At 71.6% G+C, this 26,242-nt stretch carries 25 protein-coding genes, 1 tRNA gene and 1 pseudogene; 14 read left to right on the forward strand and 13 right to left on the reverse strand.

What is annotated here, in order from left to right; all coding sequences use genetic code 11:
• Positions 1-62 precede the first annotated feature (62 nt).
• Positions 63-470, reverse strand: a complete 408-nt coding sequence (locus IH48_RS0101195; RefSeq protein ID WP_030897831.1) for a roadblock/LC7 domain-containing protein — start codon at positions 468-470, stop codon at positions 63-65.
• Positions 471-552: 82 nt separating this feature from the next.
• The gene (locus tag IH48_RS36755) at positions 553-2,166 is read right to left on the reverse strand and encodes an ATP-binding protein (protein WP_030897834.1); all 1,614 of its coding nucleotides are present in this window, start codon (positions 2,164-2,166) and stop codon (positions 553-555) included.
• A gap of 439 nt (positions 2,167-2,605) precedes the next feature.
• On the opposite strand from IH48_RS36755, the pseudogene IH48_RS36760 reads away from it, so the two are divergent.
• Positions 2,606-3,172, forward strand: a pseudogene (locus tag IH48_RS36760) (hypothetical protein); the annotation flags it as partial.
• A gap of 105 nt (positions 3,173-3,277) precedes the next feature.
• On the forward strand, positions 3,278-3,709 hold the full coding sequence (locus tag IH48_RS0101210; protein ID WP_030897836.1) for a VOC family protein: 432 nt from the start codon (positions 3,278-3,280) through the stop codon (positions 3,707-3,709).
• Positions 3,710-3,757: 48 nt separating this feature from the next.
• Here the strand turns inward: IH48_RS0101210 and IH48_RS0101215 are convergent, their stop codons facing one another.
• Positions 3,758-4,624, reverse strand: a complete 867-nt coding sequence (locus IH48_RS0101215) for a LysR family transcriptional regulator (protein ID WP_030897838.1) — start codon at positions 4,622-4,624, stop codon at positions 3,758-3,760.
• A gap of 70 nt (positions 4,625-4,694) precedes the next feature.
• Between IH48_RS0101215 and IH48_RS0101220 the strand changes: the two genes are divergently transcribed.
• Both IH48_RS0101220 and IH48_RS0101225 read left to right on the forward strand, forming a co-directional pair.
• Positions 4,695-5,012, forward strand: a complete 318-nt coding sequence (locus IH48_RS0101220) for a hypothetical protein (protein WP_030897840.1) — start codon at positions 4,695-4,697, stop codon at positions 5,010-5,012.
• Positions 5,009-5,779, forward strand: coding sequence for an SDR family NAD(P)-dependent oxidoreductase (locus IH48_RS0101225; RefSeq protein ID WP_030897842.1), 771 nt, complete (start codon positions 5,009-5,011; stop codon positions 5,777-5,779). The genes IH48_RS0101220 and IH48_RS0101225 overlap by 4 nt, the downstream gene beginning before the upstream one ends.
• Positions 5,780-5,849: 70 nt before the next feature.
• On the opposite strand, the gene IH48_RS0101230 is transcribed toward IH48_RS0101225, so the two are convergent.
• Both IH48_RS0101230 and IH48_RS0101235 read right to left on the reverse strand, forming a co-directional pair.
• Positions 5,850-6,851 carry a 4,5-dihydroxyphthalate decarboxylase gene (locus IH48_RS0101230; protein WP_030897846.1) on the reverse strand — a complete coding sequence of 334 codons (1,002 nt, stop codon included), beginning with the start codon at positions 6,849-6,851 and terminating at the stop codon, positions 5,850-5,852.
• Positions 6,852-6,878: 27 nt separating this feature from the next.
• Positions 6,879-7,877, reverse strand: coding sequence for an ABC transporter substrate-binding protein (locus tag IH48_RS0101235; protein WP_030897847.1), 999 nt, complete (start codon positions 7,875-7,877; stop codon positions 6,879-6,881).
• Between the two features lie 116 nt (positions 7,878-7,993).
• Between IH48_RS0101235 and IH48_RS0101240 the strand changes: the two genes are divergently transcribed.
• Positions 7,994-8,635, forward strand: a complete 642-nt coding sequence (locus IH48_RS0101240; RefSeq protein ID WP_030897850.1) for a TetR/AcrR family transcriptional regulator — start codon at positions 7,994-7,996, stop codon at positions 8,633-8,635.
• Positions 8,636-8,685: 50 nt separating this feature from the next.
• On the opposite strand, the gene IH48_RS0101245 is transcribed toward IH48_RS0101240, so the two are convergent.
• The 6 genes from IH48_RS0101245 to glp all read right to left on the reverse strand — a co-directional run bounded on the left by IH48_RS0101245 (position 8,686) and on the right by glp (position 13,540).
• Positions 8,686-8,759: transfer RNA gene (locus IH48_RS0101245), tRNA-Ala, on the reverse strand.
• 84 nt (positions 8,760-8,843) lie between these two features.
• Positions 8,844-10,040, reverse strand: coding sequence for a gephyrin-like molybdotransferase receptor GlpR (gene glpR / locus IH48_RS0101250; RefSeq protein ID WP_030897853.1), 1,197 nt, complete (start codon positions 10,038-10,040; stop codon positions 8,844-8,846).
• A 261-nt stretch (positions 10,041-10,301) separates the two neighbouring features.
• Complete coding sequence (locus IH48_RS0101255) at positions 10,302-10,928, reverse strand: GNAT family N-acetyltransferase (RefSeq protein WP_030897856.1); 627 nt, start codon at positions 10,926-10,928, stop codon at positions 10,302-10,304.
• Positions 10,925-11,449 carry a MogA/MoaB family molybdenum cofactor biosynthesis protein gene (locus IH48_RS0101260; RefSeq protein ID WP_030897859.1) on the reverse strand — a complete coding sequence of 175 codons (525 nt, stop codon included), beginning with the start codon at positions 11,447-11,449 and terminating at the stop codon, positions 10,925-10,927. The genes IH48_RS0101255 and IH48_RS0101260 overlap by 4 nt, the downstream gene beginning before the upstream one ends.
• The gene (gene moaC / locus IH48_RS0101265; protein ID WP_051838943.1) at positions 11,446-12,051 is read right to left on the reverse strand and encodes a cyclic pyranopterin monophosphate synthase MoaC; all 606 of its coding nucleotides are present in this window, start codon (positions 12,049-12,051) and stop codon (positions 11,446-11,448) included. Before moaC ends, IH48_RS0101260 begins: the two co-directional genes overlap by 4 nt.
• A gap of 154 nt (positions 12,052-12,205) precedes the next feature.
• Positions 12,206-13,540 carry a gephyrin-like molybdotransferase Glp gene (glp, locus tag IH48_RS0101270; RefSeq protein ID WP_051838945.1) on the reverse strand — a complete coding sequence of 445 codons (1,335 nt, stop codon included), beginning with the start codon at positions 13,538-13,540 and terminating at the stop codon, positions 12,206-12,208.
• A 166-nt stretch (positions 13,541-13,706) separates the two neighbouring features.
• Between glp and IH48_RS0101275 the strand changes: the two genes are divergently transcribed.
• Positions 13,707-14,363, forward strand: coding sequence for a 5-formyltetrahydrofolate cyclo-ligase (locus IH48_RS0101275; RefSeq protein WP_078849385.1), 657 nt, complete (start codon positions 13,707-13,709; stop codon positions 14,361-14,363).
• 19 nt (positions 14,364-14,382) lie between these two features.
• On the opposite strand, the gene IH48_RS0101280 is transcribed toward IH48_RS0101275, so the two are convergent.
• On the reverse strand, positions 14,383-17,214 hold the full coding sequence (locus IH48_RS0101280; protein WP_030897871.1) for a penicillin acylase family protein: 2,832 nt from the start codon (positions 17,212-17,214) through the stop codon (positions 14,383-14,385).
• 252 nt (positions 17,215-17,466) lie between these two features.
• Between IH48_RS0101280 and IH48_RS0101285 the strand changes: the two genes are divergently transcribed.
• From IH48_RS0101285 to IH48_RS0101310, 6 genes are all read left to right on the forward strand, one after another.
• Positions 17,467-18,936, forward strand: a complete 1,470-nt coding sequence (locus tag IH48_RS0101285; protein ID WP_420705430.1) for a potassium/proton antiporter — start codon at positions 17,467-17,469, stop codon at positions 18,934-18,936.
• Positions 18,937-19,362: 426 nt separating this feature from the next.
• On the forward strand, positions 19,363-20,679 hold the full coding sequence (locus IH48_RS0101290) for an MFS transporter (protein WP_051838949.1): 1,317 nt from the start codon (positions 19,363-19,365) through the stop codon (positions 20,677-20,679).
• A gap of 66 nt (positions 20,680-20,745) precedes the next feature.
• Positions 20,746-21,114, forward strand: coding sequence for an FmdB family zinc ribbon protein (locus IH48_RS0101295; RefSeq protein ID WP_030897879.1), 369 nt, complete (start codon positions 20,746-20,748; stop codon positions 21,112-21,114).
• Between the two features lie 85 nt (positions 21,115-21,199).
• Positions 21,200-22,033, forward strand: coding sequence for an S-methyl-5'-thioadenosine phosphorylase (locus tag IH48_RS0101300; protein ID WP_030897882.1), 834 nt, complete (start codon positions 21,200-21,202; stop codon positions 22,031-22,033).
• Between the two features lie 593 nt (positions 22,034-22,626).
• The gene (locus IH48_RS37440) at positions 22,627-22,908 is read left to right on the forward strand and encodes an RcpC/CpaB family pilus assembly protein (protein WP_324604273.1); all 282 of its coding nucleotides are present in this window, start codon (positions 22,627-22,629) and stop codon (positions 22,906-22,908) included.
• Positions 22,909-23,100: 192 nt separating this feature from the next.
• Positions 23,101-23,547 carry an MscL family protein gene (locus tag IH48_RS0101310; protein WP_051839086.1) on the forward strand — a complete coding sequence of 149 codons (447 nt, stop codon included), beginning with the start codon at positions 23,101-23,103 and terminating at the stop codon, positions 23,545-23,547.
• 22 nt (positions 23,548-23,569) lie between these two features.
• On the opposite strand, the gene IH48_RS0101315 is transcribed toward IH48_RS0101310, so the two are convergent.
• On the reverse strand, positions 23,570-23,806 hold the full coding sequence (locus tag IH48_RS0101315; RefSeq protein WP_030897891.1) for a hypothetical protein: 237 nt from the start codon (positions 23,804-23,806) through the stop codon (positions 23,570-23,572).
• A gap of 92 nt (positions 23,807-23,898) precedes the next feature.
• Here IH48_RS0101315 and IH48_RS0101320 point away from each other — a divergent pair, with 92 nt between their 5' ends.
• Together IH48_RS0101320 and IH48_RS0101325 are read left to right on the forward strand one after the other, a co-directional pair.
• Positions 23,899-25,164: a low temperature requirement protein A gene (locus IH48_RS0101320; protein WP_051838950.1), complete on the forward strand. Its 1,266-nt coding sequence runs from the start codon at positions 23,899-23,901 to the stop codon at positions 25,162-25,164.
• Positions 25,157-26,227 carry a P1 family peptidase gene (locus tag IH48_RS0101325; protein WP_234434078.1) on the forward strand — a complete coding sequence of 357 codons (1,071 nt, stop codon included), beginning with the start codon at positions 25,157-25,159 and terminating at the stop codon, positions 26,225-26,227. Before IH48_RS0101320 ends, IH48_RS0101325 begins: the two co-directional genes overlap by 8 nt.
• The last annotated feature ends 15 nt before the right edge of the window (positions 26,228-26,242 follow it).

The raw sequence follows: 26,242 nt of genomic DNA on the forward strand, positions 1-26,242 counted from the left end.
GCACCCCGCATCCGGGCCGTGCCCGGCGTGCGCCTCCCCCGCTCCGGCCCCCGCGGACCCGCTCACGCAGTGCCCTGCCGCGGCGGACTGCTCAGATGCGTGGCGCCGATCTTCATGACCTGCGCCTGCATCTGCCGGGCCACGAGCTTCGGGTCCACGACAGGCCCGGTGACCACGGCGAGGTGGGCGCCGTGCGCGCTGCGCATGAAGAGGAAGCCGCCGTTGAACTCGACCATCTGCTGGTGCACGAGGCCGCCGTCCTTGCCGAAGTCCCGCCCGAGGCTGCGGCCGAGGGAGAGCAGCCCCGAGCAGTTGGCGGCGAGCCGGTCGGCCGCGTCCCGCTCCATCCCCTCCGAGCTGGTCAGGAGGAGTCCGTCGGCGCTGAAGACGATCACCTGCCGCACCCCCGGGACGGCGGCGACCTCGGCGATCATCCAACTCCGCTGCTCCGGCTGAGCCACGTAACTCATAGTCAGGTCCGTCCTTCTGTGGGATCAGGATGTCGGGGGGAGGGCGGGGCGGCGGACGTGCCCGCACGGCTGCCCCGCCCGGTCACGGGGCGGCCGGGGGCGTGCCGTCGTCGCCCGCGGGCCGTGGGTGCGGCGGGTCCTGCCGCTCCTCGCCGCCCTCGAAGAACGCGGCCATCCACTCGCCCGCCTCCTCGGGTGTGCAGGGGGGCGGCGTCGTGCTCGACGGCTCCGCCTGCACGCGCAGGGACTGGTCTCCGCGGGCGGACCTGCGGCGGGGCAGTCGCCGCGCACCGCCCTGCGGGTCGGCTGCGGCGCCGGGGCGCGGCTCTGGCACGAGCGGTCCAGGGGTGTGGGGGGCGTGGGGGCCGGGCGCCACGGGCCCGGTAGGAGCGGGGTGGCCAGGTACGAGCGGTTCCGGCGCGGGGGCCGCGGCGCCGGCGGCGTCCGCGGGCACGCCGCCCGGAGCGTGCGCCGGGTTCGGCCGCTGCCCGGGTTCCGGCTCCGCCTCGGCGGCGGGCACGCGGCGCTTGACGCCGGAGCCGGGCGGCGCCAGGGTCTCCAGCATCTCTAGCGGCACGAGGACGACCGCGCGGATCCCGCCGTACGGTGAGGGGCCGAGGTCGACGCCGAACCCGTGCCGTCTGGCGAAGCGCCCGATGACCGCGAAGCCTGTCTGCGGGATCTCGCCCACGTCGCCGACGCCGAGCACCTTGCGGCCCGACACGACCTCGCGCGCCTCGGCGAGGCGGTAGTCGTCGAGGCCGAGCCCGCCGTCGTCCACCTCAATCACCGCGCCGCGCTGCACGGTGCGGACGGTGACGGGCACGGTGGTGCGCGGCGGGGAGTACTCGGTGGCGTTCGCCAGCAGCTCCGCGACGAGGTGGATCAGCGGTTCCACGATGATCGCGGTGATGCCCACGTCCTGGTCGCCGCTGACCTCCACCCGCCGGTACGACATGATGCGGCCGGACGCGGCACGCACGACGTCCACCAGCGCGAGCGGGTCCTGCCACTGCTGCCCCGGCCACTCGTCGCACAGCACCTTGAGGCTCTGCGCGTGCCGTGCCTGCTGGGTGGCCGCGTGGTCGACCTGCATGGTGAGGTCGAGCAGGTCGGTGTCACCCGGGTAGCGGTCCGCGATTCCGGTGGCCCTGGCCTGGATGCGGTGCGCGGACGTCTGGATCCGGTTGGCCAGCTCGACGAGGGAGAGGCGCTGGGACTCCTCGCGGTCGTCCATGGCGCCGGAGATCTCGCCGAGCAGCCGGTCGAAGAAGCCGGCGAGTTCCTCGCCCGGCTTCGACCCGCCGTGCAGGGCGGGCGGCACCTCGGTGCGCGCGAGGGCAGCGGGCAGGCGCTCGGCGACGGTGAACTCGGCCTCCTCGCGCACCCGCGCCTCCCGGTCGTCGGCGTAGGCGCGCCACTGCGCCTCGCGGCGCATGATCTCCGCCTCGCGCTCCCGCACGTCCCCGCGCAGCTTGATCAGGTCGTGCGTCAGGTCGCGCTGGGCCCTGCGGAACGACTCGAGCCAGCCGAGCAGCACGACCGCGGCGATCCCGTAGGCCACGACAGCGCCCGCTCCGGCGGCTCGCTGCATGGCGACGAGGCCCCCGGCGAGCGCCAGGGACGCGAGGCCGAGGACGACCGGCCAGGGGCGTGTCCTGCGGGCGGGGACGGCAGACACGGGAGTACGGGCCATGGAAAACCTTCGCGTCGTCTGTGAGCCGGCCCCGGGAAACCACCACGCCCGAGCGGACGGCACCGGTCCGGCAGAGCCTGATGGATCGACGTCAATCCCTCGGCCGAGTGCATTTCGCGACACGACAACTACGCTCGCTCCACGCATTGTTGAGGCCAGACATTGGAGGGATGCTATATCCCCTGGCGAGATCACACGTGCGCTTTCCACGTGGCAATCCGGAATGATATCGAAAAAACCGGGCTGACCTGCACGGAAGCGGCGCAGTACCGAGGGCGGCAGCGTCAATTCCGGTTACCCGATGGCCAGGACGGGTTGAAATTCCTCGTGTTCATTTCATCATAAAAATGACAGAGGCTCCGGAGAGCGCCCGCCGAAGACCTGAGAAAGTGTCAAGTGCGGCGCAATCGGTTTATCGGGCATTCAAATGCCGCGGTTCGAGCGGCGCCGGATCTCCTACGTCGAGTCCTCTGCCGCGCTGACGGCGTGGCAGAGGACCACCGAGTCGGCGTTCCTCGCCGAGGTGTCATCCGTGCCCTCGCAGCAGGCTTTGCGGCACCTGCGGAGCGCGTTCGCGAGCTTCTTCGCCAAGCGTGCCCGGCGAAGATGTCCGCACCGCTGGACATCGTGCGGTCGCGTCCACCGCCGGTAGGGGTCGCACCGACCACGGTGGCAGTGTCGCGGGACGCGGCCGGACGCCGGTATCACCTCGCTGGTCACTCTCTCGACCGAGGAGAAGATCGCCAACCCCAGGCACGAAAGCCGCGATCGGGCCAGACGATCGTGATCGAGAACTTGTCCGTCCGCGCCATGGTCGGAGTTGCGTTCCATGCCGGAGTACAAGGCCGCCTGGTACGGCCGTGGCCCGGTGGTCCTGGATCGGTGCTTCCCCCGCACGAAGATGTGCGGAGTCGGTCGGCATGTCCCACGTCGCGTCCGTGAACATGACCGCGGTGGAGGGCACGCGCCTCGCCGGGCAACGAGTTCGGGGACTTCCAGTTCGGCGGCTCGGTCATCGCGCGATGCGGCACCGTCGCCCGACACGCGCGGTGGGCGGGCGCGTAGCGTCGGGCCCGTACGCACGCGCGACGACGAGAGGTGGCACACCCACATGACGACGCACGAGTCCCCGCTGCCCCGCTTCCACCTGGCCGTGCCGGTGGACGACCTGGCCGCCGCGCGCCGCTTCTACGGCGGCGTGCTCGGCCTCGCCGAGGGACGCAGTGCCGAGAGGTGGGTCGACTGGAACCTGCACGGCCACCAGTTCGTCACGCACCTCGCGCCGCGCCCCGCCGAGCGCGCGCACAACGCGGTGGACGGGCACGAGGTCCCCGTGCCGCACTTCGGACTCCTGCTGTCGGTGGACGAGTTCCACGACCTGGCGCGGCGGCTGCGCGAGGCGGACACCGCGTTCGTCATCGAGCCCTACCAGCGCTTCGCGGGCGAGAAGGGCGAGCAGTGGACGATGTTCCTGCTCGACCCGGCCGGCAACGCCCTGGAGTTCAAGGCGTTCGCCGACGACTCGCAGGTCTTCGCGGTGTGACGCGAGGCCTGCCCGGCCGGCCCGCCACCCCACGCGGGTGGCGTGCCCTCACGCGTGCGGGCCGCCGCACGATCTCAGCGCGGCGGCCACGAACGCCGCGAGCAGCGGCCTGCGGTCCTCCTCCTTCCAGGCGAGCACGAGGCGGCTCCGCGGCGCGTCGGCGACCGGGACGCAGACCAGTCCGGACGCCACCGGCTCGACAAGCGAGCGCGGCAGCACCCCGATCATCCGGCCCACCGCGATCATGTTGAGCATCTGCACCACGTCCGCGACCTCCGGTCCCGTGCCGTTCCCGTCGGCATCGGGAGCGCCAGGAACGCCCTTCCAGCGCGGCAGCGTCTCCCCCTCCAGGTCGGACACGCGCACCGACACGCGCCCGGCGAGCCGGTGCCCTGACGGGACGACGACCACGCGGTCCTCGGTGTGCAGCGTCTCGTGGGCCAGGCCGCCGAGGTCGTCGTACGGCGCGTAGAGCAGGCCGGCGTCGGCCCGGCCGTCGAGCAGGAAGTCGGTGCGATCGGCGGGTCCGCTGAACAGGATGTCCACCCGGCGCGCGTCGGGCCGGTGCGCGTACTCGGCCAGGATCCCGGAAAGCAGCCCGGCGTCGCCACCGGGCTTGAGCACGAGGCGCAGCTGGTCGTGCGTGTCACCGGCGCGCCTGGCCGCCTGAGCGGCGGCGGTGATCGCGTTCAGCGCGTGCCGGCCGTGCTCCCGCAGCGCTTCTCCCGAGGGCGTCAGCGCCACATGCCGGCTGTTGCGGACGAACAGCGTGGCGCCGAGCCGGTTCTCGACGCGCCTGATCGCCTTCGACAGCGCGGGCTGGGCGATCGAGAGCCGGACGGCGGCCCGGCCGAAGTGCAGCTCGTCGGCGACGGCGAGGAAGTACTCGAGCTCGCGGCTCTCCAGTTCGACCATGCCTCCAGGTTATCGCCGAATAGCGAATAGATCTTGGACTCCGTCGCACCTCTCTGCCGAGAATTGCCACATGATTCACCACACGATGATCGTCTCCTTCGATCAGACCCCGCCGGAAGCCGACCTCGACCAGTACCTCACGGATATCGAACGGACCATGCTCGACACGGGCCTCGTGCAGTCGGTCACGGCCCGGCGCCACGTCGCCGTCCCGGGCGAGGAGGCCATCCCCGCGCTGATCGCGACCGTGATCGTGCGGGTCGCCGTCGCCGACACGGACACCCTGGCGAAGGCGTTCGCCGCGCCCGCCCTGCACGAGGTCATCGGCCGATGGCAGTCGCGCCACCCGTACAAGGTCGCCTGGGCGAACCACGAGCCGCTGTCATGAGCGGCCCGGCCGGCACAAGCGGCGCGGCAGGGAAGGTCGCCCTGGTCACCGGCGCCGGCAGCGGGATCGGCCGCGCGACGGCGATCGAGTTCGCCCGCGCCGGCGCCGCGGTGGCGGTGCTGGACATCGACGAGTCCACGGCCGCCGAGACCGCCGAGACGATTTCGCAGGACGGCGGCCAAGCGCTGGCCGTCCACGTCGACATCGCCGACGAGGACTCGGTACACACGGCGATCGAGCGCACGGTCACCGCGTACGGCGGCCTCGACTGGGCCGTCAACAACGCCGGCATGGCCTCGCACCACCGGCAGCTCGACGCGATGTCCTTGGACGAGTTCGAGCGCGTCGTCCGCGTCAACCTCGCCGGGACCTTCCTGTGCATGAAGCACGAGCTGCCGCTGCTGCGCGGCCGCGGGGGCGGCGCGATCGTCAACGTCGCGTCCAACGGCGGCCTGTACGCGATCCCGACGGCGCCCGCGTATGTGGCCGCCAAGCACGGCATCGTCGGCCTCACGAAGGTCGCCGCGGTGGACTACGCGCCGCACTCCATCCGCGTCAACGCCCTGTGCCCGGGGCCGACGCTCACCCCCGGGTTCGAGGGCGTGGCCGCCGGCACCGACATGATCGCGCGGCAGGAGGCGATCACACCGCTCGGCCGCCTGGCCGCCCCGCACGAGGCCGCCGCGGCGGCGGCCTGGCTCTGCTCGGACGCCGCGTCGTACATCACGGGCACGGCCCTGTCGGTCGACGGCGGCCGCCGGGCCTGAGGGCCGCGCCCGCCGGCCGTGACCGCGATCAGTCGTGGTCACGGCCGGTCACGACCGGTCACGGTCGGGTTCACGTGTCGAGGAGCTCGGGGACGAACAGCTCCTCGCAGGTCAGGCGCCGGGCCGACAGCCCTTGCTCGAAGTGGTACCTGAGGAAGGTGTCGAGCGTGGTGCGGTTCGCGGCCAGTCCGTAGGGCCACCAGTCGGCCGGGAACAGGTCGGTGTCGCGCTCGAACAGGGCGTTCGCCCACGGGAGCATGGTGCCGACCTGGTAGATCTTGCGGCCCCTGCGGTACCGGTCCATGCCGGCGTTCTTGGCGGCGAGGTACCCGTCGTAGACGGCCCGGGCCAGACCCGGGCGTTCCGCGACCAGTGCCCTGGGCAGCACGACGGTGTGCATGATCGGGAAGATTCCGGTGCGGCGGTAGTAGTCGCGCTCGACCGACTCGTAGTCGGGGAACAACCGGGCGACGTCGGGGGATCCGTCCATCACACACCGCGGGACGTTGGACGAGACGAGTGCGTCGATCTCGCCGGACTCGAGCATCTCGCTGAGAGAGCGCCCGGGAGGAGCGTGCTCCACGTGGACGTCCGCCGGATGGCGTTGGGGCACGAAGTCGAAGGGCGCCATCGGACGGTCAAGGCCTCCGATCACCCAGCGGCACTGACTCGGGGTGACGCCGTGGTCGTCGGACAGGATGCCTTTGACCCAGATCCCCGAGTCCTGCCCGTACATGCCGAATTCGCCGACGGTCTTGCCCGCGAGGTCCTCGGGGCGGGTGATTCCGCTTGCCGTGTTGACGAAGACGCAGGAGTGCCGGAAGACGCGTGCGGGAAACGCGGGTATCGCGACGAACGGCGGTTCGTCCGCGTCCAGCATCCGCGCGTGGACGGTCAGGCCCAGCTCCGAGACGTCGAACTCCCGGCCGATGACCGTGCGGCGGAAGATGTCGGACGCAAGGTCGGCCGTGGCGACCGTCGCCTGGACCCCGTCGAAGGTGACGCTTCCGTCGACAAGCGCCTCCGTGGTGTCGTAGGGCATGGTGCCCACGCGCAGTGTCGGATCGCTCATGGCGTGCTCCTTTCCCGCACGGCGGGTTCAGGTGTCGAGGAGGCCGGGGACGAAGATGTCCTCGGAGGTGGGCAGTCGCTTGGAGAGGCCCTGCTCGTAGTGGTAGCGCAGGAAGGTGTCGACGGCCTTGCGGTTGGCGTCGAGGCCGTAGGGCCACCAGTCCTCGCCCAGCAGCGCGCGGTTCTTGGCGAACAGCTCGCTGAACCACGGGGTGATCACGGACATGTGCTGCTTGAGCGCATTGTCGCGGTACCGCTCCTGCACGATGCCCTTGGCCTCTTCGAACGCCCGGTAGACCGACCGCACGAGGCCGGGCACCTCGGCCAGTTCCCGGCGGATCGCCACGACGTGCATCATCGGGAAGATGCCGGTGCGGCGGTAGTAGTCGCGCTCGACCGACTCGTAGTCGGGGAACAGGCGCCGGATCTTCTTGGTCGAGCCGTCGGCGAGGGCCTGCGGAACGTCGATCGACAGCAGGGCGTCGATCTCGCCCGCTTCGAGCATCGCGGCCAGCGTCCGATCGCCCTCGGCGCGGCGGACGTCCACGCCGTCCGGTACGGGCTGCGGGATCCAGTCGAAGGCGGGGATCGGGTGGTTGGTGCCGCCGATCACCCAGCGCATCCGGTCAGGTGTGACGCCGTACTCGTCGGCCAGAACGCCCTTCATCCAGACACCGGGGTCGTGCCCCCACATGCCGAACTCCCCGACGGTCCTGCCCGCGAGGTCCTCCGGTTTCTCGATCCCGCTGTCGGCGTTCACGAACAGCGCGGAGTGGCGGAAGTTGCGGTTGGGGAAGATCGGCAGGGCCAGGAAGGGCGAATCGTCCAGGTCGAACATGCGCAGGAAGTAGGTCAGCCCGAACTCGGCGACGTCCAGTCGACCGGTGGCCATGCGGTGGAACACGTCGGAGACCAGCGGCGAGGTGTCCAGGGTGGCGTCGACTCCGTCGATCGCGACCCGCCCGTCGAACAGCGGCTCGGTGTGCTCGTAGCGGTACATGCCCACCCTGAGCTTCAGATCGGTCATTGCGGGACTCCGTTCCCCTCGCGACTGCTTCCGTGAACGACCTTTCACGTTTAGAATGACGTCAGGAGCACGCAGTTGTCAAGGCGAATGATCGTTCATTCATAGAAGGAGTCCCCGTGCCACGCATCACCGCCGAACGACGCGCGGCGAACAGGTCGGCGATCGTCGCGGCAGCCCGTCGCTGCTTCTCGCGCGACGGCTTCCACCAGACCTCGATGCCCGATATCGCGACCGAGGCGGGCGTCTCGGTCGGCGCCCCCTACCGCTACTTCGCCGGCAAGGAGGAGATCATCGTCGAGATCGCGGGGGACGCGTTCCGCGTGATGTTCGATCCCGTCGAGCGCCTCGTCGACGCGACCGGCGATGTGACGGTCGCCGACCTGGTCGCGGCGGCGGTCGAGCCGGTGAGCGGTGACGTCGCCGTCGACGGGACGGGCCACGACGTGCCCGTCGACGAACTCCTGCGCTGCGCTGTCCAGGCGTGGGGCGAACTGCTGCGCAACGAAGGGCTGCGGCAGCAGGCCGCATCGGGCTTCGAGCACGTACGCGGGCGCATCGCGGACGCACTGCGGGGCGGGCAGCGGGCGGGGACCGTCCCGGCGGAGTTGGACCCCGAACGCGGGGCACGGGTGGTGGTGGCCCTGCTGCACGGTTTCGTCCTGCAGCACGCGGCGTTCGGCCTCGACGACACGGCCGGCTTCACACACGACGTCCGCGCGGTGCTCAGCGACACGGGGCTCCTGCGCGGCAGTCCATGAAACGCCGAAACCCCGTCCGATCAACCAGATCGGACGGGATCTCATGTCTGTGGACCTGAGGGGATTCGAACCCCTGACCCCCTCGATGCGAACGAGGTGCGCTACCGGACTGCGCCACAGGCCCTTGCGACGAGTGAGACTCTAGCATCCCCGTCCGGGTGCCCGGAAATCCGTTGTCCGCTGGTCACCGGGCGGTCGTCGGGTGCGGTCACTCGTTGGCCGCGCGGGGGCGGTCCGCCTCGTCGTACTGGTCGAACAGGGGGGTCCTGCCGCGATCGCGGGCCGCGCGGCGCGGCGGTGCGGGCTGCGGTGCCTGCTGTGCGGGCGGGGGCGTGGGGTCGGCCGTGGAGGAGCGGGCCGCGCTCCACGTCTCCGGGTCGCTCACGTCCACGCCGCTGGTGGCGCGCGGCGCGACGGGGGCCGTGACGTACGTCGGGAGGGGCACGGGGACGGGCTCCCAGCTGTCGCCGCGGCCGGGGCGGCGCTCACGCTGCTGGTCGAGCCACTCCGCGTGGTCCGTCTGCTCGACGAGCGCGCGGCGCCCCGCCTCGTGCGGCGAGACCCTCGGCGCGGGCTGCGGTGCGGGCAGGCCGTCGGCTCCGTCGCCGCCGGCCGTGGCCGGGCGGCGGCCGCCGCGCGTCTCGCGCAGCCGCAGCGCGGCCTCCTCGGCCCTGCGGCGGTCCATCGTGAAAGCGAAGCGCCGGCGTTCCTTCACCCGCAGATGCGCGATGTAGACGCTGAGCAGCACCGCCGGTACGGCGGGCGCCCACAGCAGGCGGAGACCGCCGACGGCTGCGGCGACCGCGCCCGCCGTGAAGGCGAGGAAGAGCAGCACCGTCGTACGGCGGCGGCGCGCCAGGACCTTGGAGCGGCGCGCGCGCGTGGCGCGGTCGGGCTCGGCGGGGCGGCGGCGCGCGGCGGACGCGGAGGGCGCGGCAGGCGCGGGCCTTCGCCGGGGGGTGGAGCCGTCGTCGCGGGCCGAACGGTCGTCGCGGGCGGGTGCGTGGGCGTGGCGCGACGGCGGCGCCTCGTCCTGGCGCACCTCGATGCGTGCCTCCGTCAGCGCGGGGGGCGCGGAGTAGCCGCGCACGTCGACCGAGCTGATGGACTCCTGCCGGGCGCCGGGACCCTCCGGGTCGTCGAGGCCGTCGCGCTCCGCCGCCGGTGCGTCGTGTCCGGCGGGCACGACGGAGGGGGCCTGCGCCTGCTCGCCGGTGCGTTCCCGCAGGTCCTTCGCGTAGCGACGCTCCATGGCCGCCCGTCCGGACAGCAGCCGGATGGCGGTGCTGAAGCGTTCCGTGGGACGGGCCTCGTTGAGCTCGTCCTGCCTGCGGAGCCACATCGGGACCAAATAGGCGGCCCAGGCCCCGACGATGACTGCGTAGATGAGGCCGCTGCTGCTCACGCTTCACACCGTAGAGGGATTCGCGGGACCCCATCAGCCAATTCATGCGGTGTGTCGCACGATCTGCCTGATATCACTGAACTTTTTTGTGATTTCCCGATCGACTGATGGCCGGACTGACGTCAGGCGACGTCGATGCCCTGCTCAATATCGAACGTTTATTTTATTAGATGGTCGGAGGCGACGGAGGGCTAATCGGCTCGCAATATTCGAACATATTTCGAACAAAGGGATGGCGGCCGGACAGGTGCCTGGGCCGGCTCATTCCCCCGGCGTCCTCCTGCGTTGCGCCTGGCGCCAGCGTCGCACCAGCCCCTCGGGGACTTCCTCCGCGGTCACCGCGAAGACGAGATGGTCGCGCCACGCACCGTCGATGTGGAGGTAGCGCGGCCGCGTCCCCTCCTCGCGGAAGCCGAGCTTCTCGACGACCCTCCGGCTCGGCCCGTTCTCCGGCCGGATGCAGACTTCGAGACGGTGCAGCCCGAGCGCCTGGAAGCAGTGGTCGATCGCCAGCGCGACCGCCATCGGCATCACACCCCGGCCGGCGACCTCACGGTCGATCCAGTAGCCGACATGGCCCGAGCACATCGAGCCCCACGTGATGCCCGCGACGGTCAGCTGACCGACGAGCCGCCCCTGGTACTCGATCACGAACGGCAGCATCCGGCCCGCGTGCGCCTCCTTCCTGAGGTGGCGCACCATCTGACGGTACGTCGGCCGCTGCGCGGGCGGTGCGCCGGGCGACGAGGGCGGGATCGTCGCCTCCCAGGGACGCAGCCAGTCCCTGTTGCGGCGGTTCACCTCACGCCAGCCGCGCTGGTCGCGCAGCCTTATCGGGCGGAGGACGACGTCGCCGTCCACCAGGACCACCGGCCAGGCGGGGTTCATCCGCCGGTACGGGGGTGATCGGCGCCGCGGAGCTGGTCCACCGCGTGCGACAGCAACTCACCGAGTACGGCGAGACCGTCGCGCACCCCGCCCGTCGAGCCCGGCAGGTTGACGATCAGGGTGCGGCCCGCCACGCCGGCGAGGCCGCGCGAGAGCGCCGCCGTCGGCACCTTGGCGACACCGCGCGCGCGGATGGCCTCCGCGATGCCCGGCACCTCGTGGTCCAGTACCCGCCGGGTGGCCTCCGGCGTGCGGTCCGTCGGCGAGATGCCCGTGCCGCCGGTGGTGACGACGACGTCGTAACCGGCGGCGACCGCGTCCCGCAGCTCGCGCTCGACGGGGTCTCCGTCCGGCACCACGCGCGGGCCGTCGACGGCGAAGCCGAGGCCCGTGAGGGCGGTGACGATCAGCGGGCCGCCGGTGTCCTCGTAGACGCCCGCTGCCGCCCGGTTGGAGGCCGTGACCACGGCCGCCCGGTAGCCCTCGGCCCGCTGGGCGGGCGTCGTCGTCCCTGCGCTCACGCGGCGCCTCCGGCGTCCGGCGCGGTCGCGGGGCGCGCGCTCGCGGGGTTCCCGGGGGTGCTGCCGCGCGACCACGTGCCCGATTTGCCGCCGCTCTTCTCCTCGACCCGCACGTCCGTGATCACGGCCCCCTTGTCGACGGCCTTGACCATGTCGACCACGGTGAGCGCGGCGACCGACACCGCCGTCAGCGCCTCCATCTCGACGCCCGTGCGGTCCGTGGTCTTCACGGTGGCCGCGATCTCCACGGCGTCGTCCGCGACGGTCAGGTCGACCTTGACGCCCGAGACCGCGAGCGGGTGGCACAGGGGAACGAGGTCCGGCGTGCGCTTGGCGCCCATGATGCCCGCGATCCGGGCGACGGCGAGGGCGTCGCCCTTCGGCACTCCCCCGCCGCGCAGCAGGGCGACGACGTCCGGCGAGACGAGCACCCTGCCCGAGGCACGCGCGATGCGCGCGGTGACGTCCTTCGCCGACACGTCCACCATGCGGGCCGCGCCCGTCTCGTCGACGTGCGTCAGGACGCCCCCTGGCGGGGCGGTGTGCCGGGGGCCTTCGGGTCCCTGGCGTCCGGGGCTGTCCCCCGGCGGAATCGCGGTCATACGGTGTGACGCTCCCGGTCCTGGCCCGTGCCGCAGGCCCTCCGTAGGCCTGTGTGGGCAGCCAACGGTACCGCCACGGCACGCCCGCCGCCGGGCTAGGAGCCCCCTGGCGTGGGCGGACGCCCCGCCCACGGCCCATATGTCCGCCTCTGCGTCAGCCCAGCAGCACCACGTCGAGTTCCGTGCCGGGCTGCACCGTCACCGTGTCCTCGTCCACGACGACCAGGCAGTCCGCATGCGCGAGCGCGGCCACGAGGTGTGACCCGGCACCCCCCACGGGCGCGGCCTCGCCCGCCTTTGCGTCGTACTTGGCCCGCAGGAACTGGCGGCGCCCCCTGGGCGACGACAGCGGCTCGTCGTAGGCCAGCTTCGCGCGCACCACCGGGCGGTGGACCTCGGGCACGCCCATCATCGCGCGGATCGCGGGCCGCACGAACAGCTCGAAGGAGACGTACGAGGAGACCGGGTTGCCGGGCAGCGCCAGCAGAGGCGTGTGCTCGACGCCGATCGAGCCGAACCCCTGCGGCTTGCCCGGCTGCATCGCCAGCTTGCGGAAGTCGATCCCGCTGCCCGGCTCGTCCTCGTCGCCCACGGAGGACAGCGCTTCCTTGACGACGTCGTAGGCACCGACGCTGACACCGCCCGTGGTCACCAGGAGGTCCGCGCGCACCAACTGGTCCTCGATCGTGGAGCGGAGCGTGTCCGCGTCATCGGCCACGGCGCCGACCCGGTACGCGAGCGCGCCCGCGTCACGCGCGGCGGCCGCGAGGGCGAAGCTGTTCGAGTCGTGGATCTGTCCGTGCGCCAACTGCTCACCGGGCTGGACCAGTTCACTGCCGGTGGACAGCACGACGACGCGGGGACGGGGGCGCACCCGGACCGTGCCACGCCCGACGGCCGCCAGCAGGCCGATCTGCGGCGGGCCGAGCACCGTGCCGGCCTCCAGCGCCAGCTCTCCCGCCTGTACGGCGCTGCCCGCCGCCCGCACGTGCGCGCGCGCCTCGGCCGAGCGGTAGACGCGCACCTCGCCCGAGTCGCCGCCCGGTGCCGTGCCTGCGGGGAGCATGGAGACGACGGCGCCGCCGCCCGCGCCGCCGTCGGTCCACTCCACGGGGACGACCGCCTCGGCGCCGGGCGGCAGCGGGGCACCCGTCATGATCCTCGCGGCCTGCCCCGGACCGACCTCGGGCAACTCGGCGCTGCCCGCGGCGACATCGCCGACGACGGTCAGCACGGCGGGGAACTCCTCCGTGGCACCGCTGAGATCGGCCACGCGCACCGCGTACCCGTCCATGGAGCTGTTGTCGAACGGCGGTAGGGACGCCTGTACGACGACGTCCTCCACGAGGACGCAGCCCTGCGCGTCGGCCAGGGGAAGGTCGATGGGGGCGAGTGGGCGGATCGCGGCCAGGATGTCGGCCGCATGTTCCTCGACCGTCCACAACTGCTCGCTCCGGCCTGCCGGTGCCGACTCTGCCGTGCTGCTCAAGGTGGCCACATCTCCTCGCTGACATCTGACGTACCTGCGGAGCAGGGTCCGGCTTCCCGGGCCCTGCTTTCACGTTCGCATGCGAGTCTGACAATGGCACGGAGGAAGCCGTCGCGCGGCCTGCGCCGTGGGACTTCGCACGAGGACACGAGGGGTTTTGCACGCGATGCGCGACGCGGAGGACCACGGGCCCACCGGAACCGGCGGGACGGGCGGGACGGGCGGCGAGGACAAGGCCGCACTGCGGCGCGAACTGCTCGACGCACGCGCCCTCATGCCGGCCGGCGAGAGAGCCGCCGCCGCGTCCGCGCTCGCCGTGCGCGCCCTTGACCTGCCGGAGCTGGCCTCCGCGCGGACGGTCGCCGCTTATGTCTCGGTGGGGCGCGAGCCGGGCACGCGCGCGCTCCTTGACGCGCTTCGCGCCCGGGGCGTGCGCGTGCTGCTGCCCGTCCTGATGCACGACAACGACCTCGACTGGGCAGCGTACGAGGGGGCGGAGGGGCTGGCGCGGGCGGCGCGGGGCCTGCTCGAACCGGTGGGCGACCGGCTCGGCGGCGACGCCGTGCTCGGCGCGCAGGTGGTGCTCGTCCCCGGCCTCGCCGTGGACGGCCGCGGGATGCGGCTGGGGCGCGGCGGCGGTTCGTACGACCGCGTGCTGGCGCGGCTCGCACGCGCGGGCGCGCGACCGGCGCTCGCGGTGCTGCTGTACGAGGGCGAGGTGATCGAGCGCGTCCCGGCGGAACGGCACGACCGCCCCGTCGACGCGGCGGTGACGCCCGCAGGCGTGCGCCGCTTCGCCGGGGCGGCGGGCCAGGAGCCGTAGGCGGTTTCGCGGACGGCGCTTACGGCTTGAGCGTCAGCTTGTCCTTCGTCGCCTTGTTCACGGCGTCGATGCCGAAGGCCCAGGGCAGCAGGTCGCCGTCCTCCCACTTCTTCGTCTGGTCGGTGTAGTGCGCGCTGTAGGCGTGCCCCGACGCTCCCGTCAGGTTGATCCACCGGGACTTGTCCCAGTCGCCGACGTTGACCACCATCCTCATCGACGGGACGGTCGTCACCTCGTACCCGGCCGCCGCGTTCCAGCTCGTCGCGTCGACGGCGGATCCACCACCGGACAGCTTGTACGGGCCGCGGTTGAGCAGCGACTTCACTATGCCGGGGCCGCTGGTGCCGAGCGTGCTGTTCTTCAGTGTGAGCGTGTGCAACCGGCCCCAGCTCCACGTGGACATGTCCTTGCCCAGCTTCGCCGTGAGTTCCCAGCGGGCGTCCTTCATGGCGCGGGCGAACAGCTGGTCGCGCGTCGTGGTGGCCTTGTCGAGGCGGTCGCCCTCCGAGGACCACCAGCTGTTGTGGTCGTCCTTGAGGATGTTCTCGACGACCTCGAACCAGCGGTCGCCGCCGTCCGGCTGCGCCGTGTCCGCGGACCGCTCGCCGCACTCGCGCACGAGCTTGTCGGCGTCGGGCGGTCCCGTGCTGTCCGCGGGGTGCACCTCGAGGCACTGGCCCTTGACACGCACCTCCTTGGGGAGCTTGTCGCCGAACGCGAGCATCAGGATGTTGCGCCAGACCGCGTTGAAGTACGCGGCCGCCGCCGAGTCCGCGTCCTGGGTGTAGTCCCAGTTCTCCAGCAGCTTCTGGCCCTGGCGCACGGACGGGTCGGTCACGCCGTTCTTCGCCAGGTCGTCCTTGAGCAGGTAGGGCACCAGCTGCTTGGCGATCTCGCTGGTGTTGTCCATCTGCAGGGTCTGCATGTCGTCCGTCGAGATCTTGCCGCCGTCCTTGGTCTTCGACTCGATCAGGTCGGTGATGCGCTGGCTGCGGGTGCCGTAGTCCCAGTCCGTCGTCAGCAGGTACGGGTACTTCTTGGCGTCGACGACCGCCTGGTTCGCGGTGACGATGAAGCCGCGCTTGGGGTTGTACTCGTACGGCATGGCGTCGAAGGGGATCGGCTTCTTCTTCCAGTGGTACGCCGGATCCCAGCCGGGGGCGGGCATGGAGCCGTCGCCCTGGGCGCGGACGGGGACCTTGCCGGGCGCCTGGTAGCCGATGTTGCCGTCGGTGTCCGCGTAGACGAGGTTCTGCGAGGGGACCTCGAAGTCGCGTGCGGCCGAGCGGAACTGCGAGAAGTTCTGCGCCTTGTCGAGTTCGAAGACGGCGTCCATCGTCTTGCCGGGGGTCAGCGCCGTCCACTCCAGCGAGACCGCGTAGCCGCTGCCGCGGTCGGGGGCGAGGTTGGCCACGGGTGCCTGCTGACCGACCTTCGCCAACTCCGCGTCACGGTCGGAGACCACGGGGCCGTGGATGGTGGAGCGGACCACGATGGTCTTGCTGTGCCCGCCGGCGACCTTGATCGTCTCCTTGCGGGTGGTGAACTTCTTGCGCTCGTTGCCGTACTGGTAGGAGTCCCCGTCGACCTTCTCCAGGTAGAGGTCCGTCACGTCGGCGCCGAGGTTGGTCATCCCCCAGGCGATGTCCGCGTTGTGGCCGATGATCACGCCAGGCATGCCGGAGAACGTGTAGCCGGACACGTTGTACTGGCAGGACGGCGAGATCGTGCGGCAGTGCAGACCCATCTGGTACCAGATGGACGGCAGGCTCGGCGACAGGTGGGGGTCGTTCGCCAGCAGCGGCTTGCCGGTGGTCGTGAGCTTGCCGGAGACGACCCAGGAGTTCGAGCCGACGCCGCTTCCGCTGCCGCTCGGGCCGAACAGCTGCGGGATCGCGTCGATGGAGTCGGAGAGCGAGCCCAGTTGCGAGTCGAGCGCCTCGGTCGCGCCGGACGCCGTGCTCGCGTCGTTCCTGTACGAGGCGGCTGACCCGTTCGTCGAGAGGCCCTGCGTGCCGGTGCTCGTGCCCGTTCCGCCCGTGGTGCCGCCCGCCGTGCTCGTGCCGCCCGACTGGTCGCCCGAGGTCGCCTTGGGGTCGAACGTTCCGTCGGTGACGGCGCCGCCCTGGACGATCGGCTTGTTCTTGGCGGTGGGGTACGGCGGGTAGAGCTGGTCGATCTGCTTCATGCTGAGCCTGCTGGTCAGCAGCGAGCGGTCGATCTCGTCCTGCATGTTGCCGCGCAGGTCCCAGGCCATCGCCTTGAGCCAGGCCACCGAGTCGACGGGCGTCCACTTGGCGGGGGTGTAGTCGCCGGTGAGGTTGAGCGCGGCGTACTCGACGGAGATGTCCTTCGCCGACCGGCCCTTCAGGTAGGCGTTGACGCCGTCCGAGTACGCCCGCAGGTTCTTCTTCGTCTCCGGGGAGAGCTTGTGGTCGTACTCCTCCTGGGCCACCCGGTGCCAGCCGAGCGTGCGCAGGAAGGCGTCCGTGTCCACCTGGCTCTTGCCGAACATCTCGGACAGCCGGCCTGAGGTCATGTGGCGCCGGACGTCCATCTCGTAGAAGCGGTCCTGGGCCTGCACGTACCCCTGCGCGCGGAACAGGTCCGCGTCGCTGTTGGCGTAGATCTGCGGGATGCCGTAGCTGTCGCGCTCCACGTCCACGGGGCCGTCGAGCCCCTTGAGCTGTATCGAGCCCGTGGTCTGCGGCAGTGAGGCGCGGACCGTGCCGACACCCCAGTACGCGCCATACCCGATCCCCGCGACCAGCGCCACTACCAGGACGAGCACGAGCAGACGGGCGCGTCGCCCCTTCTTCTTGGCGTGAGGGGAAGCCGTGTTGGCGGGCATCGCTGTCCTTCGCGGGGCAGGGTGGTCCAGAAAACGCTGCAGCAACCATAGGCGCACTCGTCAGGTCACTCGGACGCGGAGTCAGCTTGGGCCGTTCCAGTGATCGCACGCACGCTCGAACGCATCAAGAAAGCGTTAAAGATTAGGTAAGGTAACAAAGTACCGGTCCACCGGAGACCGGGGCCGGAGGAACGATCCGGCACGCGTGCGAGGAAGGATCGGCCCCTGACTGTCCACCAGCTCAATGTCCTGTTGCTCATCTGCTCCCTCGTCCTGCTCGTCTCGGTCGCCGCCGTACGCATCTCGTCCCGGAGCGGGCTGCCCAGCCTGCTGATCTACCTGGGGATCGGCGTCGCGATGGGACAGGACGGCTTGTTCCACGTGCGCTTCGACAACGCCGAACTGACACAGGTCATCGGCTACGCCGCGCTTGTCGTGATCCTCGCCGAGGGCGGACTCGGCACGAAGTGGAAGGACATCAAGTCCTCGTTGCCCGTCGGCATCACCCTGTCGACGCTGGGCGTCGGCATCAGCATCGGCGTGACCGCCGCCGCCGCGCACTATCTCGTCGGCCTCGACTGGCGCCAAGCGCTGATCATCGGCGCGGTCGTCTCCTCCACCGACGCCGCGGCGGTCTTCTCGGTGCTCCGGCGCGTGCCCCTTCCCACCCGGGTCACCAGCGTCCTCGAGGCGGAATCGGGCTTCAACGACGCCCCCGTGGTGATCATCGTGGTCGCCCTCTCCGCCACCGGGCACGTGTCCAGCTGGTACGTCCTCGTCGGGGAGATCCTGCTGGAGTTGCTGATCGGCGCCTGTGTCGGCATCGCCGTCGGCTACGTGGGCGCCTTCGGGCTGCGGCGCGTGGCCCTCCCGGCCTCCGGTCTCTATCCGATCGCCGTCATGGCCATCGCGGTCTCCGCCTACGCCCTCGGTGCGACCGCCCACGGCAGCGGCTTCCTCAGCGTGTACCTCGCCTCGATGATCCTCGGGAACGCGCGCCTCCCCCACGCCCCGGCCAACCGGGGCTTCGCCGAGGGCCTCGGCTGGATCGCGCAGATCGGCATGTTCGTCCTGCTCGGGCTCCTCGTCACGCCGCACGAACTGGGCGACGACTTCTGGGCCGCCGTGATGGTCGGCCTCGTCCTCACCGTCGTCGCGAGACCGCTGTCCGTGCTCGTCAGCCTCGCGCCCTTCCGCATCCCACGGGCGGAACAGATCCTGGTGTCCTGGGCCGGCCTGCGCGGCGCCGTGCCCATCATCCTGGCGACCATTCCGATGGTGTCCGGCATCGACGGCAGCCGCCGGATCTTCAACATCGTCTTCGTGCTCGTCGTCGTGTACACGCTGGTGCAGGGGCCGACCCTGCCCTGGCTGGCGAAGGCCCTGCGGCTCAGCAGCTCCTCGGACACCTCCGACCTCGGCATCGAATCCGCCCCGCTGGAACGGCTGCGCGGACACCTGCTGTCCGTGGCCATCCCCCGGCGGTCGAAGATGCACGGCGTCGAGGTCGGCGAGCTGCGTCTCCCCCAGGGCGCGGCCGTCACCCTCGTGGTGCGCAACGAACGCAGCTTCGTGCCCCAGCCGTCGACGCTCCTGCAGCGTGGCGACGAACTCCTCGTCGTGGCCACGGATCCGGTGCGCGACGCGGTGGAGGAACGCCTGCGCGCGGTCGGCCAGGGCGGCAAACTCGCGAGCTGGCTGGGCCCCGCCGACGGGCGGTGACGAGCGCCCCGGGCGCCGCGGCCACCGCGGGCCGCGGGCCGGGCGCCGTCGCGCGTCCGCCTGGCGCCGCGGCCACGTCGCCGCTCGGCGCGAACCCCCGCCACGCGAGCCCTTACCGGGCCCGGCGGTACGCAGCCCTCGCCGACCGATCGCCTCGCAAATCAAGGACACCCCTCCCCCTCTCCTTCGTTCCGAAAGCACGGTCGCTCCGTGCCTGTACGATTGGCGCGCCGTGGTCGCGTTCCGGCAGCTGCCGCCACGACGGCCATGGCCAGGTTCCTCCCGACTACCTCCGACGGTCGTTCCCGACCGCTCGCGACCTCGTCTGATGCAGGGCTGGTGCGGCTGTGACGCCGCGCACAGCGGACAGCCCTCGGCCCGCCCCGCCGCCGGGGCGCGTCGCCAGGCGGCAGAAAGGCAAGGACCGTGTCCCACACGGTCGACACCGAGAGCGCCCCCGAAGCGGCCGCCGAACCCCCGCGCCCCGGATACGGGCAGCTCCTGAGAACCCCCGGCGCCTGGACCTTCCTGCTGCCGGGCTTCGCGGCCCGCCAGCCGTTCGCGATGCTCACCATCGGCATCGTCCTGCTCGTCCAGCACACGACCGGTTCGTACGGGGCGGCAGGCGCCGTCGCCGCCGTGACCGGCGTGGCCATGGCACTGTTCGCTCCGCAGAGCGGCAAGCTCGCGGACCGCTTCGGCCAGGCCACGGTGCTGCTCCCCGGCGTGCTGGTGCACGCCATGTCCGTCGCCGCCCTCATCACGCTGGCGCTGGCGGACGCCCCGCTCTGGGCGCTGTTCGCCGCCGCCGTACCGACGGGCGCGTCGGTGCCCCAGGTCGGCCCCATGGTCCGCTCGCGCTGGGCGACCGCTCTCACCCGCACGCCCGGGACCTCGGCGCTGCTGCCGACCGCCGCGGCCTTCGAGTCCGTGACCGACGAGTTCACCTTCGTCATCGGCCCCGTGCTCGCCACGGCCCTGTGCACCGGCGTCCACCCGGCGGCCGGGCTCGCGGCCGAAGCAGCGCTCACCCTGGTGGGCGGCCTGCTCTTCGCCGCGCGCCGCGCCACCCAGCCCCGGCCCACCGGGCGCCCGGCGCGGGGCCGCGAGGCGGGCGGTGCCGCCTCGGCGCTCGCCGTCCCCGGTGTGCGCGTCCTCGCCGTCGCCTTCCTCGGCGTCGGCGCCGTCTTCGGCGGTATGCAGGTCTCCCTGACCGCGTTCGCCGAGGAGATCGGCAGCCCCGGCGTGAACGGCCCGCTGTACGGCGTCTTCGCCGCCGGGAACATGATCTCCGGGCTCGTGTTCGGCGCCGTCACGTGGAAGACCGGCCCACGGCGCAGGCTCGTACTCGGTTACACCGGCCTGACCCTGGTTTCGGCCACGCTGTGGTCAGTCCACTCCGTCCCCCTGTTCGCCGTGCTCGGCCTGCTGGCCGGGCTGTGCATCGCCCCCGCCCTGATCAGCGGCTACACCCTGGTCGACGGGCTCGTCGAGCCCTCGGCCAGGACCGAGGCGTTCACCTGGCTGACGGGTGCCGTCGCGCTCGGCCAGGCTGCTGCCGTGACAGTGGCCGGCCGGCTCACCGACGCGCATGGCGCACGCGCCGGGTTCGTCGTCCCGCTGGCAGGCACCGTGCTGGCGCTCTCGGTGCTCCTCTCCCTCCAGTCACGGCTCCTTCCACGGGGCTCGGGGCGGGGCACCGTACGTGCGATGCGTCACCGCGAGACGGCGGCAGTGGACTGACGGCGCGGAATACGTCACTATGGATCGTCGTTAGCACTCACTGAGTGAGAGTGCCAGGAGGAGCAAGTGCCGACCTACCAGTACCAGTGCACCGAATGCGGCGAGGGCCTCGAAGCGGTGCAGAAGTTCACCGATGACGCCCTGACCGTGTGCCCCAACTGCCAGGGACGCCTGAAGAAGGTGTTCTCCGCGGTCGGCATCGTCTTCAAGGGCTCCGGCTTCTACCGCAACGACAGCCGCAGCTCGTCGTCGAGCAGCACGCCCGGTGCGAAGTCGTCCTCGTCGACCTCCGAGTCGAAGGACTCGAAGAGCTCGAAGGACTCCTCCAAGGACGCCAAGACCACGGCGGCCTCGGCGTCGACTTCTTCATCCTCCTCGTCCTCCTCATCCGGTGCGGGCTCGTCGAGCACCAAGAGCGGCAGCTCCGCGGCCTGAGCCGGCGAGAGCCTCCGGCCGTCTCCGAGGCCGGGGTCCTTCGCGTGTCGACCACCCGATCCGCTGCGCCGTTAGGCTGACCGCCATGGCGAACGCAGAGATCGGTGTGATCGGTGGGTCCGGCTTCTACTCCTTCCTTGAGGACGTGACCGAGCTCCAGGTGGAGACGCCCTACGGGCAACCGAGCGACTCACTCTTCCTCGGCGAGATCGCGGGCAGGCGAGTGGCCTTCCTGCCCCGCCACGGGCGCGGCCACCACCTGCCTCCGCACCGCATCAACTACCGCGCCAACCTCTGGGCGCTGCGCTCCGTCGGCGTCCGTCAGGTGCTCGCGCCGTGCGCCGTGGGCGGGTTGCGCCCGGAGTACGGACCCGGCACCCTCCTCGTGCCCGACCAGTTGGTCGACCGTACGAAGTCCCGGACAGGGACCTTCTACGACGGCGTTCCGCTGCCCGACGGCAGCGCGTCCAACGTCGTGCACATCTCGCTGGCCGACCCTTATTGCCCGGAAGGGCGAAAGGCTGCGCTCGCCGCGGCACGCGGGCGCGGCTGGGAGCCCGTCGAGGACGGCACTCTTGTCGTGATCGAGGGGCCGCGGTTCTCCACCAGGGCCGAATCCCGGTGGCACGCGGCCATGGGCTGGTCGGTCGTCGGAATGACCGGTCACCCCGAGGCCGCACTCGCACGTGAACTTGGTCTCTGCTACACGTCCATGACGCTCGTGACCGACCTTGACGCGGGAGCCGAGACGGGTGAGGGCGTCTCCCATGACGAGGTGCTGAAGGTCTTCGCCGAAAACGTGGACCGGCTGCGTACCGTGCTCTTCGACGCAGTGGGCGAACTGCAGTCGAGCGAGAACCGGGACTGCCTCTGCACGCATGCCCTGGACGGACTCGATACAGGAATTCCACTCCCGTGACCCTCGGCGGGTCAAGGAGTCCAGGGCCACCAATGCCACAACCACCCTTGTGAGTGAGCGAGTTGTCCACACCGCCGTAGTTGTCCACAGGCCGCAGCAGGATCTTGCGGGGCCAGGCAAGGTGAGTGGGCGGCGACCGCATCGAAGCGGCCGCGCACCCTCACACCAGGCGGTGGTTCGCCATGTCCCGTACCTTCCAGCACGACCCGGCTCAGGCCCCGGCCCCAGTGCCGGCTGCCGCTTCCGGGCACGCGCCGGTGTCCGCGGTCTCCCTGTGCGCGCGGCACCGGCCGGCGCCCGGTCCGTCGGCCCCCGCGCCGCGTGGCATTCCGTCGTTCGATCCCGTGCGCGTACGGGGGCAGCGGGAGCGCCTGCGCAGAGCGGTGTCGCGCAAGCGGCGCGTCGTGGCGGCCGGCCTTGCGGTGACGGCCGCGGCCCTGGCAGCCACGGGCGCCGGCGGGGCCCCGGGCTCCGCCGATCCCCGTCCCGCGCGGCCCGAGGCGGGCACACCACACTCGAAGCCGCCGGCCGGCGGCGCACCGGCAGGTTCACACAAGCAGGATACGGGCCGCTCCGAGTGGGTATCGGCACCGGTGCGCATCGCCGACGCGGCGACGGTGCGGTTGCTGCGGACGGGCGACCATGTCGATGTGATCGCGACCCCCGTCTCGCCGGCGGGCACGGTGGCAGGCGAACGCCCCGCACCGAAGGCCCGTGTGGTGGCGGCGAGAGCACGCGTGGCGCAGATCCCCGAGGCCGGTGAGGACTCGGCCGTCGAGGGCGGCGCACTGCTGGTGCTGTCCGTGCCACGGGCGACGGCGACGGCTCTCGCCGGGGCGGCGTCCGTGTCGCAACTGACGGTGACACTGTGCTGAGCAGGTCGGTGACAGCGCGGCATCGAACGAGGAGATGTCAACCGCCCACGCCGATGGATTGGACAGCGAGGGCACGCACTGACGTAAGTTGCGTGGCGGATTGCCATCTCTACGGCACAGGCGAAGAAAGGCCCTCTGGTGAGCAAGGAGAAGGAAAAGGAAAGCGTGCTGGCGGGCTTCAAAGCCTTCCTGATGCGCGGCAACGTGATCGATCTCGCGGTCGCTGTCGTCATCGGCGCTGCCTTCACCAGCATCGTGAACTCGGTCGTCAAGGGCATCATCAACCCGGTGGTGGGCGCGTTCGGCACGCAGGACCTGGAGCAGTACACGTACTGCCTGCAAGCACCGTGCACGGTCGACAAGGCGGGGCAGGCGACGCACGGCATCGAGATCATGTGGGGCACGGTGCTCAGCTCCACACTGAACTTCCTGATCACCGCGGCCGTCGTGTACTTCCTGATGGTCCTCCCGATGTCCAGGTACCTCGCCAGGCGCGCCAGGCTCCAGGCGGCGAAGGAGCAGGAGCCGGTGGAGACGGTCGTGGAGGACAGCGAGCTGGACGTGCTGAAGGAGATCAGGGACACCCTGGTCAGCCAGCGCGGGCCCAGCGACGGCACCGTGGTGCGCCAGGGCCGGTAGCGCGGAGTGGCCGCCCTGCCGTTCAGATGTGGTGGGGCGGCTTCTCGTCGAGGAACCGGGCCAGGTCGGCCGCGCTGCCGGGCTTGACGGCGGGACGCTCGCCCCAGCCGTCGTCCGTGTCATCGGCCGACCGCTGGTCGAGGGGGTCGTCGAAGACGAGCCCCGGATGCGCGGACGGCCTGGGCGACGGGGGGACCGGCGTGGGCGGTCCGGTCTCGACGGCGGCGGGCTCGCGTTCCGGGTCGGGGGCGCTACTCATGCCTCCAGCGTACGGCGCCTCTCCTGGCGCCCGGCCCCTGCGGGAGGCGCGTCCGGGCCCCTGTGGCGCGCCGGGTCTGATGTCCTTGTCGCATGACCTCGACGAGCGCGGTGGCCAGGACGGCAGGTGTGGTGCGGCGTATGACCGCACGGAGGCGGGACGAGGAGCACCGGGCCTCCACACCGTTGGAGCTCTTCTTCGATCTGTGTTTCGTGGTGGCCGTGGCGCAGGCGGGCGCCAGGCTCGTGCACGCTCTGGCGGAGGGGCATCCGGGCACCGGGATCATCGGCTACCTGTTCGTCTTCTGGGGCATCTGGTGGGCCTGGATGAACTTCACCTGGTTCGCCTCGGCCTACGACTGCGACGACGTTCCGTACCGGGTCGCGACGCTCGTCCAGATCAGCGGGGTCCTGATCTACGCCGCGGGTGTGCCGCGGGCGTTCACGGCGAACGACTGGACGGTCGCCGTCATCGGCTACCTCGTGATGAGGCTGGCGCTGACGGGGCAGTGGCTGCGGGCGGCGGTCACCGAGGAGGCCGGCAGCGCGGCGAGGCGGACCGCCGTGCGGTACGCGGTGGGCGTGGCGGTGTGCCAGGCGGCCTGGGTGGCGCTGCTGGCCGCGCCTTCGGACACCCGGCGGTGGCTGTTCCTCGTCGTGATGGTCGCGGAGATGCTGGTGCCTGTGGTGGCGGAGCGCAGCCAGGAGACGCCCTGGCATCCGCACCACATCGAGGAGCGGTACGGGCTGTTCACGCTGATCGTTCTCGGCGAGACGATGTCGGCGGCGACCGTGGCCGTGCAGTCCGCGCTCGACGAGCACGAGGCCCTGGGGCGGCTGCTGCCCGTCGCGGGCGGTGGGGTGCTCATCGTGTTCACGGCGTGGTGGATCTACTTCGCGGCTCCGGTGCACGAGCGGCTGGTGAGCGACCGGCAGGCGATCCCCTGGGGCTACGGGCACTTCGTGATCTTCGCATCGGCGGCCGCGATCGGGGCGGGCCTTGAGGTCGCGGTCGAATACGCGGTCGGGGCAGCGCACATCTCGGCGCGGGCGGCGGGGGCCGCCGTGGTGGTCCCCGCGGCCGTGTTCCTGTTCACCGTGTGGCTGCTGCATGCACGCCACTTCAAGCGAGGCTGGGCGCAGCAGTCCCTGCTGCCCGCCGCGGCGGTCGCGGTCGTCTGCTGCGTGTTCGCCGGGGAGTGGGCCGTGCTGGCGGCGGGGCTCGTCTCGGCGGCGACGGTGACGGCCGGGGTGCTGCTGTCCGCCAGGTCGGCGGTGGCCGGCGGCCCCGTGGAGACGCCGGAGGGGCAGCCGTCGGGCGACGTCGCCCGGGGTGCGGAGGAGGCGCGCGGTGAGTGATGCGGCACGGGGCGGCTCGTTGACCGATGTGGCCGGTCTGCGGGTCGGGCATGCGGAGGTCGCAGGGGAGCGGGCGCTGACGGGTACGACGGTGGTGCTCGCGCCTGACGGCGGGGTGGCGGCTGCCGTTGACGTGCGGGGCGGCGGTCCGGCGACGCGCGAGACGGATGCGCTGGATCCGCGCAACCTGGTGGACCGGGTGGAGGCCGTCGTCCTGACGGGCGGCAGTGCGTACGGCCTCGACGCGGCTTCCGGTGTGGTGGCCTGGCTGGAGGAGCAGGGGCGCGGCGTGCGGATCCCCGACCGCCGGCACGTGGTGCCGGTGGTGCCTGCCGCGGCCGTGTTCGATCTGGGGCGGGGCGGCGCCTGGGGGATCAGGCCGGATGCCGCCACCGGGCGGGCGGCCGTGGAGGCGGCGGCCGCGTCGCGGGAGCGGGCGCCGGTCGCGGAGGGTTCGGTCGGGGCGGGCAGAGGTGCCGCGGTCGGCCCGCTGAAGGGCGGGGTCGGCACGGCCAGTACTGTCCTCGGCGCTTCGGGCGTCACCGTGGCGGCGCTGGTCGTGGCCAACGCGGCGGGCTCCGCGGTCGATCCGCTCACCGGGGCGCTGTACGGCCGCTACTACGAGGGCCGCGTCGCCTACCCGCCGGCGGAGGTGCACGAAGCGGCGCGGGTGCGGCTCGAGGCCCTGCGGGAGGGCGCGGACCCGGCGCCGCTGAACACCACGCTCGCCGTGGTGGCCACGGACGCGGACATGAGCCGGTCCCAGGCTCAGAAGATGGCAGGCACCGCCCACGACGGCATCGCGCGTGCCGTCAGGCCGGTCCATCTTCTCAATGACGGCGACACCGTCTTCGGCCTGGCCACCGGTGTCCTCCCGCTGCGTGAGGACATGTCGGCGGTGAACGAGATCCTGTCGGCGGCGGCCGACGTGGTCACGCGTGCGATCGTCCGGGCGGTGCTCGCGGCGGAGAGCGTCCACGGGCCGGGGGGCGTGTTCCCCTCGTACCGGGAGCTGTACGGTCCTGACCGATGGAGTGGAGGTTCCTTGACGAGATCGGATTGAAACTCACCGAATCGC

This window comes from Streptomyces sp. NRRL F-5126, assembly GCF_000721265.1.
In the GTDB taxonomy this organism is placed as follows: domain Bacteria; phylum Actinomycetota; class Actinomycetes; order Streptomycetales; family Streptomycetaceae; genus Streptomyces.

Excerpts from the sequence above, each read along its gene's own strand:
- IH48_RS0101195 (WP_030897831.1), bottom strand. The coding sequence starts at position 470 with ATGAGTTACGTGGCTCAGCCGGAGCAGCGGAGTTGGATGATCGCCGAG.
- IH48_RS36755 (WP_030897834.1), bottom strand. The coding sequence starts at position 2,166 with ATGGCCCGTACTCCCGTGTCTGCCGTCCCCGCCCGCAGGACACGCCCC.
- IH48_RS0101210 (WP_030897836.1), top strand. The coding sequence starts at position 3,278 with ATGACGACGCACGAGTCCCCGCTGCCCCGCTTCCACCTGGCCGTGCCG.
- IH48_RS0101215 (WP_030897838.1), bottom strand. The coding sequence starts at position 4,624 with ATGGTCGAACTGGAGAGCCGCGAGCTCGAGTACTTCCTCGCCGTCGCC.
- IH48_RS0101220 (WP_030897840.1), top strand. The coding sequence starts at position 4,695 with ATGATTCACCACACGATGATCGTCTCCTTCGATCAGACCCCGCCGGAA.
- IH48_RS0101225 (WP_030897842.1), top strand. The coding sequence starts at position 5,009 with ATGAGCGGCCCGGCCGGCACAAGCGGCGCGGCAGGGAAGGTCGCCCTG.
- IH48_RS0101230 (WP_030897846.1), bottom strand. The coding sequence starts at position 6,851 with ATGAGCGATCCGACACTGCGCGTGGGCACCATGCCCTACGACACCACG.
- IH48_RS0101235 (WP_030897847.1), bottom strand. The coding sequence starts at position 7,877 with ATGACCGATCTGAAGCTCAGGGTGGGCATGTACCGCTACGAGCACACC.
- IH48_RS0101255 (WP_030897856.1), bottom strand. The coding sequence starts at position 10,928 with ATGAACCCCGCCTGGCCGGTGGTCCTGGTGGACGGCGACGTCGTCCTC.
- moaC (WP_051838943.1), bottom strand. The coding sequence starts at position 12,051 with ATGACCGCGATTCCGCCGGGGGACAGCCCCGGACGCCAGGGACCCGAA.
- IH48_RS0101275 (WP_078849385.1), top strand. The coding sequence starts at position 13,707 with ATGCGCGACGCGGAGGACCACGGGCCCACCGGAACCGGCGGGACGGGC.
- IH48_RS0101280 (WP_030897871.1), bottom strand. The coding sequence starts at position 17,214 with ATGCCCGCCAACACGGCTTCCCCTCACGCCAAGAAGAAGGGGCGACGC.
- IH48_RS0101300 (WP_030897882.1), top strand. The coding sequence starts at position 21,200 with ATGGCGAACGCAGAGATCGGTGTGATCGGTGGGTCCGGCTTCTACTCC.
- IH48_RS0101310 (WP_051839086.1), top strand. The coding sequence starts at position 23,101 with ATGCGCGGCAACGTGATCGATCTCGCGGTCGCTGTCGTCATCGGCGCT.
- IH48_RS0101315 (WP_030897891.1), bottom strand. The coding sequence starts at position 23,806 with ATGAGTAGCGCCCCCGACCCGGAACGCGAGCCCGCCGCCGTCGAGACC.
- IH48_RS0101320 (WP_051838950.1), top strand. The coding sequence starts at position 23,899 with ATGACCTCGACGAGCGCGGTGGCCAGGACGGCAGGTGTGGTGCGGCGT.